Below are 15,245 nucleotides of genomic sequence, written 5' to 3'. Positions count from 1 at the left end.
TTGGGAAGCGTGCCACCTATACCACCCGATTGAGGCTTTGGTAAAGGGAGACCCTCAGAAAGTTCCCCTGCATTATTGAGATCCACTTTTGGTGTAAAGAGAGCTCCTGCTCCTGTCAAACCGCTTAGTGCCTCTAGTGGATTGCCTCCAATGGCTGTGCCTTCAAAATGCGCATTCCCTGTAATCGAACCTTCCGCTGCCTTGTTGTGGAGTTTATTGACCACCAGATTCAAAGTGCCACCCGCTTGAACAAGACCAGGAACTGTATCAAGAACTTCTGAGCCAGTATGACGAAATTCGCCATTGGCTATATCTAAAGAAACATCGCGGATTCCATCAGCAGTATATCCATAACAATTATCTGTATTTGCTTTACAACCCATATAGGTGTTTTTATAAACTGTTGCCCCTAAATTGGTCAGCACATCGGCGTGGATATCCGCATTCCCTTCCGCTTCTATAAGACTATAATGGTTATCAATGTTATCGGCATGAATGGTAAGATTGCCATGAGATTGTATCATACCCGAAACAGTCGGTTTATGCGAAAACTCTTGCGTAATAGTCTTTTCTGTCATGTGTGACTGATTATTCCATTGATATCGGTGTATGGAAAGTTCCTTCTTTATAGGCGTATGTTTCCAAGTAAAAGCTTTATAAACTGTTCCGTCGCTTGAAGTTGCGGTGCCATAGGTTTCTTCTTTACTTGTCCAAAGAGGAACATCTAAGATATTTTTTACGTGCCCTTTTATAGGTCCGATACTATGTTGCTTTTGGTGCCCCTTTCCCCAAAGGTTGCTAACATCATTTTGATACAACATCCCATCACTGAGTTGATCAGAACCCTTTGGTTTTTGGAAAAAAATATCGCTATATTCAGTTTTTTCCGTGATAACAGGCGCGCTCTCGGCTTCGTTTTTTAGGGTGTTTGTTTGGATATTTAAGTTTCCACCTGCTTGAATAAAGCCTGCTTTGTTAACAAGGGAAAGGCTTTTCCCGGTACCTGCTGCATTGGTAAAAGATAAATCTCTCTCTGCAACAATAGCGCCAAAATCATTGAGCAAAGTCCCATCAACTTGTAAAGCACCATTGCCCTTCACATAAATTAAACCCGTTTTGCTGTTCGTCGCATTATCCTTCACGCTAAAGGCTAAATCATGCCCTGCTGCCAATTGACCACTATTTTCAAGCTCTCCTGTTTTGATGGTAAAATCTCGTACAGCTAAAACCGATGTGGCCTCATCCACCATAACGCCTGGAGCAACAAAGAGAATATCTCCAGTCCCGCCTTCATCGGTAACGGCTTGTAGCCGTGCATGGTGAATATCAAGAACATTGGTGCTTTGAAAATCTAAACCACCGTAAATCAGCGTGCTGCCCGAGACATAAATATGATCCGCAGTTAAATACAGCGTTTGCGGCGTGTAAATATGAGAACGATCATTGCTCAAATCGAGAGTTGTTGCTGCCAATCTTACATCCCCCTTAGCAGACAGCACATTCTCAATACTGATCCCTCCTGATACCGATGTCAATGTTGCTGTACCATAGCCAATGACCTGATCATAATAAATGTCGCTGCCAGCAAAAAGTTCAATATTGCCACCACTGATAATATGTCCAACCTTTACGCCCCTTTGTGCTGTAATAGAAAGGGCACCTTTGTTATGAAAAACAAGATCACCTGTAGGGTTCGAAGGACTCACCTGTGATTGAACAAAATCTAAACCTGTCATCAGTGTGCCTGCATCAAGGCTTCCCACCTTTAAAACGGCATCATCACCTGTCATCATGGTAGAAAAATCAACCGCCCCACCATGAATGTCTGCTCTACCATAGGCTAAAACTTGCCCAAAATGAATGCCAGCATGGGGTTCAACATGAATAGCAACATTGTGATGCGATAGGATCGTTTGAGAAACAGAAAGCCCATGATATGCAACAACTGTGACATTCCCTGCTCCATAAATATTTGCGGCATTAATGATCCCGCCTCCACTTTGGAGATCGACATCTCCTTGGCTGCCCAAAACAAGGCTACCAGCAGCTTGTGTTGCTGCCATATCAACCCCACCAGCTAAAAAATGGACTTGTATATCACCACCGGCATGCGCCTTTAAATTGCCCCCCGCTAAAACAGTACCACCAATATTCAGTGCACCACCAGATTCAAGGGTCACATTAGCGCTAGCACCAAGCCCTGAAACTTGGAGAGCATGGCGCGAAGAAAGCTCCAGATTGCCCCCAGAGATGGCCTTTCCGGTAATCGATAAAAGCCCATCCTGCGCATCTACGCTCAAATGACCATCAGCACCAACTGCTTCTAACGTGACACCTTTTTTGGCTGCAACCTCAACATGCTTTTTCGATGTAATGTGCTTTGCATGAAGGGTATCGCTTTTTGATTGAAGAACAACACCATCATGACCAAAGATATCCTTCAACGAGATTTTTCCATCAGCAGAAAGATGCAATTGCCCCGCATTTGCCGCCATATCATGACGCATGCGAACCCCAACACCTTTTTCCGTCGCTACAAGTTTAATCTTATCCGCTTGTAGAGCACCTAACACAGAACCGTCTATCGCATATTCCGGCTTGCCGGTAATATCGGTCAGTTCTTTCATCTGCCGAGAAGCATAATCAAAGTGACCCGTGCCTGCTGTCACTCCAATCTCCCTGCCCGCGACAGATCCTTCAAAATGCACCGTACGTGAGACAATATCGACAATATCAACAGCCCCCTTGCTAGAGAAAAAATTCGCACCCTGGGGTCCAAAGGTGATATCCCCACCTTTCACCTCAAAACCTTTCAGAAAACCACTTCCATCAATTTCTGGTACACCCGTGGTTAAGGTCGCATGGGGCGTATTAATAAAGCCACAACCATCACAGCTTATGCCGTTGGGATTGGCTATAATCACATCTGCCTGGCGACCAAAAACCTCCGCTGGACCGTGAAGAGCACTGCGCTTGCCACTGGTCACTTCATTTAAAATCACTTTTGCCGAACCAGAATAGCGCAAATGCGGATTGCCCGGCATAATGCCTCCCAATTGCGATTGTCCCACTTCTTGCGCATGATTGTTGAGAATGACGCCTGGATTGCCAATATTAAAATTGTAATATTTATTGTGTGATAAGCCTTTGCCATTTGGTGTAACAATATCAATTGAGGGAACTCCATTGGGCGCTGCAACAATATCAGGACGATGAGCAGCACCTGCGTTAGGATCAACAGCAATTTGCGCCTGTAGCGTTGCTGGTTGTAAAAGAAAAGGTAAACCAATCCCGCCTAGAAAAATCTTTTTGAGTATCGTACTGGAGACTAAAACTTCAAACCATGTTGTTCTTTTTGCTCTCTGCTCATATCCCATGCTTGTATCCTCCAATAATATACTTAAAGATTCATTGTTAATGTCATAAAAAATGTTCCAAGCTTCTTGTGCTTAACTGTACTCCACAAAACACTGGAATAGCTTGCATCAAGGGAAACTATCCCCCCCACAAACTTGACCCCTGCTGTCCAACCGGCAAGCTGTTCATGCGTAAATCCATACAAGGGTTGCGAAAAAACACGCCCATAGTCCAAACCGACATAAGGACGCAGTTCACCTAAAACCTTCTTGAGAGAAGCGTTGTTATTCCACGGTAGTGTGCGCAAAGACAAATCATTACGGATAAAAAAACCGTTATTGCCAAAAAGCAAACTCTCACGCGTGCCACGAACATTGGAAGCGCCTCCCAACGAAATCTGCTCAGCTCCCAGTAAATTATGTGGTGAATATTGACCACTCAAAAGATTGCTCAGTATAACGTCCAAGCCCCCTACCTTAAAAGGCGTCATGGCACTGATCGTACCGGTAAATTTAGCAAATTGTGGCTCCGCATTCCCTGCCGCTAGATCGTGTTTCTTGACAGAATGAAACAAGGGAAGACCTTGCAAATAACTGATATCAAATGTCCAGGTTCCACCCAACATCTGGCGAGAATGCGAAATCCCAAAATTGGCAACGCTATATTGACGACTGCCAACCTCTATCTTATTACCAAGAAGATAATTGTTGGTCTTTTTATAGGAAAAACCAAAATTCAGTGTAGTGAGTGAAACATTATCGCGGTGGAGAACCCGGCTGGTACTGGCATGTAATTCACTGGAGTTGCCTGTCGTTTCTATATCTGTAAAGTTGCCCTTAATAATGCTCTGATAATCATAAAGATAGCCATTTAACGAAAATGTCCAATAACCGTAAGGAATACTCACACTCGCAGAAATATTATTGCTATGTCCCTCTTGTTTGCTCTCTCCCCAGTAATCTCGTCCACTGCGTTGATAGCCAAAGTCCCATAAATCATTGACCCCTAAAATATTTTCTAGTTTTAAACCTGCACTATAACGTGCATAACCCGTGGAGGCTTGCCCCATATTGTCATGCGTAAGCGTAACACTAAATGCCTTATCAGGATGATTGCTAATATTAACAATGGTACTACCATCTTCACTACCTGGGAGAAGTTCGCTTTTTGCATGCGCTGAACTCAAACGGTTGATCTGATCAAGCCCCTGTTCAATGTCGCGCATGTTAAGAACATGACCTTTAAGCCCCGGAAAAGCACTCCACACAATCTGATTATAAACAGAAGCTGGAGAACCATTATAGTAAATATCTGAAAGTTTCCCCTCAACAACAATTAACTTTAGCTCTTTATTGCTTTTGATATCTTGGTCTGGAATATAAAAACGCGCCGTCACATAGCCTTTATCTAGATAAACCTTGGTTAATTGTTTGATTAATATCTGTATCTCAGAAAGACCTATACATCTCCCAACATAAGCATCCGTAACTTTTGCTATAGTGTACTTTTTTATATGATGGATCCCATCAACAATAATATGGTCAATGTTAAAGCAACGTCCACTGCCAAGATACGCCCCTCGATCTCTTTCAGGAGAAATGTCCATTCCTTTGGGCGTTAAAACTAGTAAATGCTCAATCCTTTTTAATCTTTGCTGCTCAGTGTGCTCACGCGCAAAATTATCTGTTGGTATTTGTGGGTATAAAAATGCCGAAGAGTGCGCATAAACAGTAACGCCAAAAAACATGTCAAATATGACAAAAATAGCTAGAAAAATTCTTAAAAGAGAACTTCGGAGTAAAAATACAGAAAACAATACAGATTGCCCCCCCACTTTTGCTTATCCTGTAAGCATTGCTTTAAAAACGCTTCATGAATCTCTAACAATACCACTCAAAACTGCTGCTCCTCTATGACGCTTTTAGCATAAGCACATACCCCTGTAACTAAAGACAAGTGGCACCAAAAAACGACTTGATTGTAACTGTGTGAAGATCTCCCCCCTACATTTATACCATCAAAAATTTAACCAAAATTGTTTGGCAAGTCAATGCTTAGTACCTCAAGATCCTCATCAATAAAAGACAATAAACTCGCTCTCCAGCCTCTCTAAGCCACTCAACATAACACGCTAAGTGCTACCAATCTCATAGTTTGGTAAAAATCATGGTAGCAAACAATAAAAAACCTCTTTTTAAAGCTTTCTACTCAAATATATAAAACTCTTTTTAATGGCATTCTCATAAAGCAACTTTTCTCCAAAGATAATGATCTAAGTGATCTGAACAGAAGAGTTTTGTCCAGTGCTGTTAGTATTGTCAGTTCTTTTTAGACCCTATATTATTTTTTAAAAATGAGAATAAAAACATTATATTCTATATGTTAGTATTTTAAAAACATAACTCATATAGCTTTAAAGATAACCAATGATGTGAGTTAAATAAAACTTGTCAGTTATGTGTCAGTAAATTAAACTGACAAAAGTAATCATTTCAATAACTCATAAAATGCTTCAAAATAATCATTTCGATATTTTAAAACACATATCGAATTTGTCTTTTTTCCATAAAATAAACAGAAAATTTCACTATTTTTCTGATCTGACCTCATGTCATGAGCTTGTTGATAAGCAGCTTTTATAAAATTTATTTTTAAGCAGTTTATGGGCCTTTAGCATCCTTTTCTTATTTTACTATTGCTATTTATTTTAAACAGATCTAGCAGATTTTATTTAAAGTTTTTTGACACCGATAGATCAACGCTTATAAAGTGGTATGGTTTTATTATAAATGCTTCAATCTCATAACAAACCACTAACGTTACGCTCTCTGTTATAGACTACCGTGATCATACAGAAAGTGCGTGCGATAGAGGAACTTTTTTTGAAAAGTTTGTAATTGCTTATTTGACGCAAGCCCCTCTGCAAAAGCAAGAATATGAAAAGATACAAACCTATTGTGAATAGGCAAAAGAGCATGGGGAAGATGGGCGTGATATCGGCATTGATCTGATTGCCAAAATTCGTGATGAAGAAGGATATGCCGCTATTCAATGTAAGTTTTATAGTGCAAATCATCAGATCAAAAAGAAGATATTGATAGCTTTATTGCTGCCTCGGAAAAAAAGACTTTCACCCGCCGTATTCTTATTGATAGCACCGAAAGTAATTGGAATAACAATGCCGATCTCACTTGTGAAGGGCAAGGAATTCGCATTCAACGAATTAATCTTTTTGATCTGGAAAACAGTCAAATAGATTGGTCAGCCTTTGAAAGCAAAGGGGAAGCTACTCTTAAGAAAAAAGAACCGAAAAAGCTTTTAGATCATCAACAAGAAGCGCTTAAAACTCTTTGTGAGGATTTACAAGAAGCAGACGTGGCAAGCTGATATGGCGTGTGAAACGGGAAAGACCTTTACTAGTTTGAAGATAGCAAAAGCCCTTGCGGATCAAGGTAAACGTGTTTTATTTCTCGTGCCCTCTCTTTCTTTCATGTCACAAACGATACGAGAATGGACAGCAGATACAAAAATACCCTTGCGTTCTTTTGCTGTATGCTCCGATACACAAGTTGGCAAGCGTCGTAAAGCCCAAGATGATGCTGCCGAACTCGATGTCTCGGATCTCACTCTACCAGCAACAACAGATGCTCAAAAGCTTGGAGAAAAAGCCAATAAGACTTCTCCTGATGCAATGACTCTTTGCTACTTACATTCGATCCAAGTGATTTCGGATGCGCAAAAGAAATATGCTTTACCAGAATTTGATCTGATCATTTGTGATGAAGCCCATAGGACGACTGGGGCTGTGTTGGAAATTGATAAGAGTGAATCTGAGTTTATCAAGGTTCATGACAATACCTTATTCGGGGCAAGAAACGTCTGTATATGACAGCAACGCCTTGTATCTTTAATGACAATGATAAAAAACAAGCTAATGAAATTGATGCTGTTCTGGCTTCTATGGATGATGAAGAGCTTTATGGAAAAATCCTTTATTCTTATAGCTTCTCCCATGCTGTAAAGAATGGACTTTTACGCCCTACAAGATTATCGTTTTAGGTGTTGATGAAGGAAAGTGAGTAAATCTATCCAGCATCTTATGACAGATGAGAATTATGAACTTATTCTTGATGATAGAACAAAGATCATGAGTTGTTATCAAACCCTTACCAAAATGGATCTGAAAATTGATCTTGAGGATGATACAAGACCCATGCATCGGGCATTGGCTTTTTGTAGAGATATTGAGACTTCTGAACGCATATGTAGAACATTCAACAATGAAGACGTTAAGAAAGATTTACTTGATCTTCATAAAAACCATAAAAATATTTCCCCTCTTAATTGTCAAGCAGATCATATTAATGGAAAATCTGGTGCCAAAGACCGTACGATAAAACTTGATTGGTTGAAAGAAGATGCGGGTGAGAATGTCTGCCGTATATTAACCAATGTACGCTGCCTTTCAGAAGGTGTTGATGTTCCTTCCCTTGATGCAGTTATGTTTTTACACCCGCGTAAAAACCAAGTGGATGTGATACAGGCGGTGGAACGTGTGATGCGTCGTGCAAAAGGCAGAAAGATGGGCTATATCATTTTGCCGGTTGGTGTTTCTGCTGGTGTTTCACCAGAACAGGCATTAAAAAACAATAAGAGATACAGTGTTTTCTGGCAAGTTCTCAATGCTTTGCTTGCTCATGATGAGAATTTTAGCAAAACCCTTAACCAGATGGTTTTAGGGTAAGACGTAAGCTCTATCATCGACATTGTTACAGTTTCTAAAAAGACCGAATTAGAGAATGTCACCACGGTTATTGACGAAATCCCGCTACACGAAAAATCGGAAAAATCCGGATTTCAAATTGGGACACAAGCTCATGAACCGTATCACACATATGAAGTGCAAGGGAGATTACCCTTTTTTGTTGAGTTTCCCAATGCTCTCAAAACACTGATTGTTTAAAAATCTACCATGAATGATTGTTGGGGCATTTGGGCGAACAATGTTGCTGAGATTGCACAAAACCATATCACACGCCTTCAAACTATGCTTTCTGATCAGACAAGCGAAGCTTATCATGTCTTTAATGCGTTTTATAAGGAATAAAAAACAACTTAAACAGTGAGATAAAGCAAGAAGAAGCGATTGAGATGTTAGCGCAACATCTTGTGACGCGTCCTGTGTTTGAAGCTTTTTGAAGGCAATGAATTTGTACAAAATAATGCCATCTCTCAGGCGATAGAAAGATCTTAGCTGAACTAGATAAACAAATATTGAAGAGGAAACAAAAGAACTTCAAGAGTTTTATGACAGCGTAAAGTTCCGTGCCTCTGGCATTACAGAGCCCCATGCAAGACAAAATCTTATTATCAAGCTTTACGAAGATTTTTTTAAAAGCTTTTAAGAAGACAACGGATAGGCTTGGCATTGTTTATACCCCGTTGAGGTTGTAGATTTTATTATTCATTCTGTTGATGATGTTTTACGCAATAAATTTGCAAAAAGCCTAGGATCACGTGGTGTTTCTATTCTTGACCCTTTCACTGGTACTGGGACCTTTATCACAAGGCTTTTACAATCAAAACTCATCAAACCAGAGGATATGGAATATAAGTTCCGTCATGATATCTATGCAAACGAGATTGTCTTGCTAGCGTACTACATAGCAGCAATTAATATTGAATCGACTTATCATAGTTTGGTAAAAGGTAACTATATACCTTTTAAGCATATTGGTTTGACCGATACATTCCAGATGGTTGAAAAGTAAGATCTGATGAAAAGTTTACTAGAGGAAAACAGTGCATATTTAGAACTTCAGAAAAAATTCAATATCGAGGTTGTCTTTGGCAGTCCTCCTTATTCCGTAGGACAAAAAACGAAAATGATAATGCAAAGAACACCCTTACCCAATATTAGATAAACCGATCAGTGAGACTAGACTTATGCTGCTTAATCTAAAGTAACGAATATACGAACACTTTATGACTGTTATATCCGTGCTATCCGCTGGGCAAATGACCGTATTAGTAATGCTGGGGTAATAGGCTTTGTTTCTAGTTCTGGGTACATAGAAAAGCCAACAATGGATAGCTTACGAAAATCTTTAGCCAAAGAGTTTACGAGTATTTATGTGCTTAATTTACGGGGGATATTTGTAAAAATATGTTAAGCGATAGGAAAGCTCAAGAAGGTGAAAATGTTTTTAGCAGTGGTAGTATGACTGGTATTGCCATAACATTGTTTATCAAAAATCCCAATGTTTCCGGAGATTGTAAAATTTACTATCATGACATTGGTAATAATTTCACGACAAAAGAAAAACTTACAGCTCTTGAATGCTTTGGTAGTATTGATGGCATTACAAGTAAACAAAGTTGGCAAATGATCACGCCGGATGAACATGGGGATTGGATCAATCAACGTGATGAGAGTTTCAAAACATTCCTAGCCCTAGGTGATAAGAAAAGTCATGGTAAAAAGCTGTTTGAAAATTTTTTTCGCGGTATTATGACGAGTCGTAATGCTTGGATATACAACTCAAACCCTGAAGCTCTAGCGAAAAACACGAGTAATATGATTGCCTTCTATAACAGTGAAGTGGAACATTTTAATGATACCTACGCACACACTGACCGTAAAATACGTACCAATGTTGTAAATAATTTTGTAAATTCAAATGAAAGCAAGATAAGTCGGAGCCGTAGACTTAAACAAGAGTTGACAAAAGGAAAGTTTTTTGAATTTGAAGAGACATGCCTCATACCAAGTCTGTATCGTCCTTTTACACAACGATGGTTTTATTATAATCGTACCTTCAATGATATGGTTTACCAAATGCCGCGGATATTTCCTAGGGGCAAGTGGTTGAAAATAAGGTAATACAAGTTACAAGTATAGGAGCAATGGCTGGCTTTTTTGTTATTATGGCTAAAAATTTGCCTAATGTTCACGCAATAGATACTAGTCAATGTTTATGAAGATGTCGTAGTTTCAAAAAATAAAAATGAAAAACAGTCACATTTTTTTGCAAATGCTACACAAAAAAGCAAAATTGCTGGTTTACAGAGACGTGATGCCATTATTGATGAAGGATTAGCACATTTTAAAGTGGCATATCCTAATGAAACCATAACAAAAGGTGATCTGTTTTATTATGTTTACGGGATTTTATATTCAGAAGATTATCGTGCTCGTTATGCTGATAACCTCTCTAAAGAGTTGCCTCGCATCCCTTGTGTAAAGAGTGCTGATGATTTTTGGAAAATTGTTACAGTAGGGCGTGAACTTGATCATTTGCATGTAAATTATGAAGATGTGGAACCTTATCCAGTCACATTAAAAAAAGCAATTCAAAACAGACTAATATCTCTAATCCTAAAGAATTTTACTACGTTACAGAAATGAAATTCGCAAAAATTAAAATAGTAAGAAAAGGATAAATCGATTGTTATTTATAACAGCAATATCATCATGACAGATATACCTCTTTAAGCTTATGAGTATATAGTAAATGGCAAGTCCGCTCTTGAATGGGTTATGGAGCGTCAATGTGTTAAGACTGATAAAAAGAGCGGCATTGTGAATGATGCCAATCGCTATGCTGTTGAAACGGTTGGTAACCCTGCTTATCCATTAGAATTGTTTCAAAGGGTTATTACTGTAAGTTTAGCAACAATAAAAATCGTTAACTTACCAAAATTAGAAATGAGAGAAACCGAATAAGCTTATGAGGTTAACACACCTCATAGAGGTTTCTTGTGTATTGGTTTAAACGATAATTATAAACGCATTATCTTGTAAACTGCTTACATACAATCTTAAAAGGAATTTTTTTATCATGTGTTATTCTAAAAATAAAGCTTTGCACTTTTAAACACTCTACATTGGATTGCTTTTAAAAGACTATATCGTAATCTAAAATGATAGCTTTATAGTTTAAAAATCTCTGTTTAAAGAGAGTTCAATAATCTCTACAATTATCAGTCTCTCTTTAGATGTTTTATAACAAATAAATCACATTATCATCTTTATCATTTCTCTTATGAAAATGAAAAATGATGCGGTAGCTATAAAAAACATAACAGCTATAGAGAATACGTAAAAACAGCAGGTTTTCATAATCAAAATGAACACGTTGGTTATAAAGACAATACCTATAAAAGGCTTGTTAAATTACAAATGCGCTATAAAAGAAATTAAGAAAAATCTTAAAAACCATTTAGTAAAAAAACTGATAGGTTATAAAGATAAAAATACACATGATGAGAGCGTTTTTAAAACTTATGAATGTATAGATTCAAAAAACAACGCAATCGTTTTATAAAGCTTATAATATAGCTTTAAACGCAAATAAATATAAAAGCAGCAATTAATAAACATAAACAATATGCACACAAAACGTATTTAAAAAATTAGAAAAATATCAAAAAAGTACATAAATTAATTGATAATAAATACGTATTTTATTATATAAATAATCAAGTGATCAAAACACTTACAGTTAGCGAAAAAGTTACGAAACAACCTTTCCAAAGTCTTTAAAAACTGGCTATTTTTTATGCTGTGATTGGCATATATGATAATTTTGTCGGGTGTAGTTACGCCATGAAATACCCTATGGGAAAAGCGTAACAACGGACTAACTGCCGTATTTTGAACTCCCGGCGCCCTTAGAGTGTCAATTCAAAACCTTAACAGTTAGGATTTAATTATGACAATTATATCAAAAAACACCCTTGTTATTTCTCATATTGCAAATGAAACCGCGCTTGTTAATAAGCAGCAATATGAGAAAAATATGAATTTACGAATGAAAACCTCACTTTTGATGGGATTACTTTACACCGTATTCGTGCCTTAAGAGACTTTGATGATGTGAAAACAGGCGATTTAAGTGGTTTTATCGAAAATGAAAGCAACTTATCACATGATGGCAATTGCTGAGTATATGATAATGCCGCAGTTCTTTTCAATGTAACTGTTTATGAAAATGCTAAAATTTATAACGAAGCTAAAATCTTTAGAGGTGCAAAGGTTTATGGCAATGCCCGTGTTTATGAAAGTGCACATGTTTGTAGCTATGTGTTTGGCAATGCCCATGTGTATGGCAAATCACGCATTTATGTCTGGGTGCGTGTTTATGATAATGCCCATGTCTTTTGTAATGCCTGGATTAAGGATTATGCAAGTATCTATGGTCATGCCAAGGTTTCTGGCTCGGTTCGTGTTGGTTGCTTTGTAAGGATTTATGAGAATGCCAAAGTCTATGGCAAATCAAATATTGATCATCATGTACAAATTTATGGCAGTACCGTGGTTAATAGCCGTGCAAAAATCGCGATGATATTTGTGATAATGACCCGTCACTAAAAGACGCTGCATAAATAGACGCGCGGGCGCGGCGGGGGTGCCTTTCTCTCAAATTTTCCATTCCAAATTTTAGCAAACGTTTATCACATTAGATTGTGAGGGTGTTCTTATATGCAAAAAATACATTATAATAAATAAAAGCAAACAAATTAAAGATCGGATGACTAAACAGATTACAAACCTTTATCACATTAAAGCTCTAAAAGATTTTGATGATGTCAAAGCAGGTACCATAGGGGGTATTGAAAAGGAAACCAACCTCTCTCATGAGGGCAATTGCTGGATTTATAATGATGCATGAGTTTATGGGCATGCCCGTGTTTGTGACAATGCAAAAATACGTCATAACTCTCAAATCTGTGGTCATGTCTATGGCAATGCTGAGATTTATGGCAAGGCTTTTATCTCTCAATATGCAAAATTTATGACAATGCTTGTGTCTATGGCATTGCCCATGTGGGAAGGAGCGCCCGTGTTTATACAGAAGTATATATTTATGATAATGCTCACCTTTCTCATAATGCGTTGGTTTATAACTATGCAAGGGTTTATGGGCATGCTCAGATTTCGGGTTCTGCCTGCTTTTATAGCCATGCTAAGATTTATAATTATGCTGTTGTTAATAGTCGTGCAAAAATTTATGGCAATGCAAAGATTTCATATTATACAAAGGTCTAGGGTAGAGCTTATGGCAAGGCAATATTAAACAAACAAAGTAAGATAAGGTCGGTACCCAAAAATTGTGAGGTTTATGAAAGCGATAATGTTGTCAAGATTGTTGATACAGAAGAGTAAATGAAAGGCATAGAGGACGTTTTTTTTATGGCTATAAACGCATCATAAAAGAGAGAATTCAAAAAAGGAAACCGTGCCATTTACGTGACGCGGATTATGAATGAAGATATAACGAATGACTGATAAATATGAATTTACCAATAAATAGTAATGCCTATATACAAAACGTATCATATTGCAAACGCTCTATTGTCTTTATTAAAACTTATCAAAAGGAACGTAAATGATAAATATGATCTTAATATCATTTATTTGAATGAGAGAGACTGTAAACTCTTTTCGTTGCTATAAAACCTATTAAGAATAACGCCCTCATATTTGAGCCGTTCCATTTGAAACAAAGCATATGATCAAAATGCTTCTTTAAAACGTTTCATATACTGACCTCGAATTTGAGTTGAGTGAATTAAAATAACGTATTTTCTAAAATCACGTATCAAATAAATCAAAACGCTTGGTAAGTTTATCAATATAATTAAGCAAATGTGTCTTAAGTAAATGTCTATAACAAAACCCATTTTTACATTTACGAGCGTTGGTTTTTAAAACAACCTCTCATAAGGATAAAAGCAGCGTTTTTTTTGACAACTGAAAGGATAATAAGCTTATAATTGCTTATAAAATAAGAGAGCTCATTTTGAGTCTCCAATTGTTTAAACGTTCATTTAAAAAGGCTCTCATAAGCGTATTCTCACTTTGCACTAAATGTAACTTCTCTGCAAATAAGCCAGCTCAATTTTGAATTGGCAAAATTAACCAATTCAATTTTGGAGCCATTAACTTTAGAATAGAGCATCCTTTAAACACTATCATTTTTGACTCAAAATTGAATAAAACCCTATGCTTTTTGCCATGGTTACAATTTTTTTGAAATTTACCTGCTCATCTTTATCTCAATAGATTTTCTTAAATTTGAGAGGACTAAAATCATTCAATCCAAATTTGGGCTCTGTGCTTTTAAACTATAACTTTTAAAACGTTTTTTGCTTACTTGCGTTATATTATTAAAAGGCTTTCGATCTTACAAGATATAACATTGTGATTTTCATACCAATATTGTGATGATAATGTCTATATAATGCCTGCCTATTATTTACTGATTTTTTAGTAGGCACTTTAAAGTCAACCTTATCTTTAAATCCTTTTATGCAATCTTTAAAAGGTTCGTGTTATGATAATGCTGTTATAACAGCTCTCTATTTTACGCTTCTCAATTTTGAGAACCATAATCTTATGCTTGATAATGTGATTAACAATCCAATCTTTAAAACAAGCTGTGATCTTTAAACGTATGTTATCGATAATTCACAACTAAATTTTTAAATAATGCGATTTGTGCCTGTGATAAAAACGTATCATAAAATTTATAACCTGTTATGAATAATAGCTGCTTTTCATTTCATTTGAATGTTTACATGCGTTATAATATTTACATCATGATTTACTTTTTATGGTTTATTCATACATGGCAATCTTATATAAAAAATGGTCAAATGAATCATGCATAAAAGTGTGGATTTTTAAGTGGATTCATATAAAATAATTGCAAACAACATATTGACTTTATTAGTTTTTTATGCATAATATGGTTTATCTTCATGAAACCAAACACAAGGCAAAATACGACGCACGGCTTCAATGCGCATCTTAACAGCCCCTGCCCCTTGATTGGGCACAACCTGTGTGTCAAAACCAGCCTCATTTAAAGCACTCTCAAAGC

At 37.2% G+C, this 15,245-nt stretch carries 7 protein-coding genes and 6 pseudogenes; 10 read left to right on the top strand and 3 right to left on the bottom strand.

Annotation, left to right across the window (positions count from 1 at the left end; all coding sequences use genetic code 11):
- Both J7R05_RS06300 and J7R05_RS06295 read right to left on the bottom strand, forming a co-directional pair.
- Positions 1-3,377: filamentous hemagglutinin N-terminal domain-containing protein (locus tag J7R05_RS06300; protein WP_208541652.1), on the bottom strand; the 3,377-nt coding region annotated here is incomplete at its 3' end.
- A 23-nt stretch (positions 3,378-3,400) separates the two neighbouring features.
- A complete protein-coding gene (locus tag J7R05_RS06295) occupies positions 3,401-5,104 on the bottom strand; it encodes a ShlB/FhaC/HecB family hemolysin secretion/activation protein (RefSeq protein ID WP_246468247.1) in 1,704 nt (567 codons plus the stop codon).
- Between the two features lie 7 nt (positions 5,105-5,111).
- Here J7R05_RS06295 and J7R05_RS06290 point away from each other — a divergent pair, with 7 nt between their 5' ends.
- From J7R05_RS06290 to J7R05_RS06260, 10 genes and pseudogenes are all read left to right on the top strand, one after another.
- A complete protein-coding gene (locus tag J7R05_RS06290; RefSeq protein WP_208541653.1) occupies positions 5,112-5,273 on the top strand; it encodes a hypothetical protein in 162 nt (53 codons plus the stop codon).
- Positions 5,274-6,352: 1,079 nt separating this feature from the next.
- Positions 6,353-6,744, top strand: a pseudogene (locus J7R05_RS09315) (restriction endonuclease).
- A gap of 1 nt (position 6,745) precedes the next feature.
- The gene (locus J7R05_RS09310) at positions 6,746-7,246 is read left to right on the top strand and encodes a DEAD/DEAH box helicase family protein (RefSeq protein WP_246468246.1); all 501 of its coding nucleotides are present in this window, start codon (positions 6,746-6,748) and stop codon (positions 7,244-7,246) included.
- Complete coding sequence (locus J7R05_RS09305; protein ID WP_246468245.1) at positions 7,243-7,416, top strand: hypothetical protein; 174 nt, start codon at positions 7,243-7,245, stop codon at positions 7,414-7,416. Before J7R05_RS09310 ends, J7R05_RS09305 begins: the two co-directional genes overlap by 4 nt.
- A 16-nt stretch (positions 7,417-7,432) precedes the next feature.
- On the top strand, positions 7,433-8,101 hold the full coding sequence (locus J7R05_RS06280) for a helicase-related protein (RefSeq protein WP_208541650.1): 669 nt from the start codon (positions 7,433-7,435) through the stop codon (positions 8,099-8,101).
- 228 nt (positions 8,102-8,329) lie between these two features.
- Positions 8,330-8,556: pseudogene (locus tag J7R05_RS09650) on the top strand (hypothetical protein).
- 967 nt (positions 8,557-9,523) lie between these two features.
- The gene (locus J7R05_RS06275) at positions 9,524-10,240 is read left to right on the top strand and encodes a type ISP restriction/modification enzyme (RefSeq protein WP_208541649.1); all 717 of its coding nucleotides are present in this window, start codon (positions 9,524-9,526) and stop codon (positions 10,238-10,240) included.
- A 78-nt stretch (positions 10,241-10,318) separates the two neighbouring features.
- Positions 10,319-11,083: pseudogene (locus J7R05_RS09540) on the top strand (type ISP restriction/modification enzyme).
- Between the two features lie 988 nt (positions 11,084-12,071).
- Positions 12,072-12,744 (top strand): annotated as a pseudogene (locus J7R05_RS06265) (hypothetical protein).
- Between the two features lie 95 nt (positions 12,745-12,839).
- A pseudogene (locus J7R05_RS06260) lies at positions 12,840-13,525 on the top strand (LbetaH domain-containing protein).
- A 1,592-nt stretch (positions 13,526-15,117) separates the two neighbouring features.
- Here J7R05_RS06260 and J7R05_RS09290 read toward each other — a convergent pair.
- Positions 15,118-15,245, bottom strand: a pseudogene (locus J7R05_RS09290) (PBSX family phage terminase large subunit); the annotation flags it as partial.

The sequence above is a fragment of the Bartonella capreoli genome, from assembly GCF_902813205.1.
GTDB classification, from domain to species: domain Bacteria; phylum Pseudomonadota; class Alphaproteobacteria; order Rhizobiales; family Rhizobiaceae; genus Bartonella; species Bartonella schoenbuchensis.
Note: the sequence above shows the minus strand (reverse complement) of the source record. Positions and strands in the feature narration are given on the sequence as shown.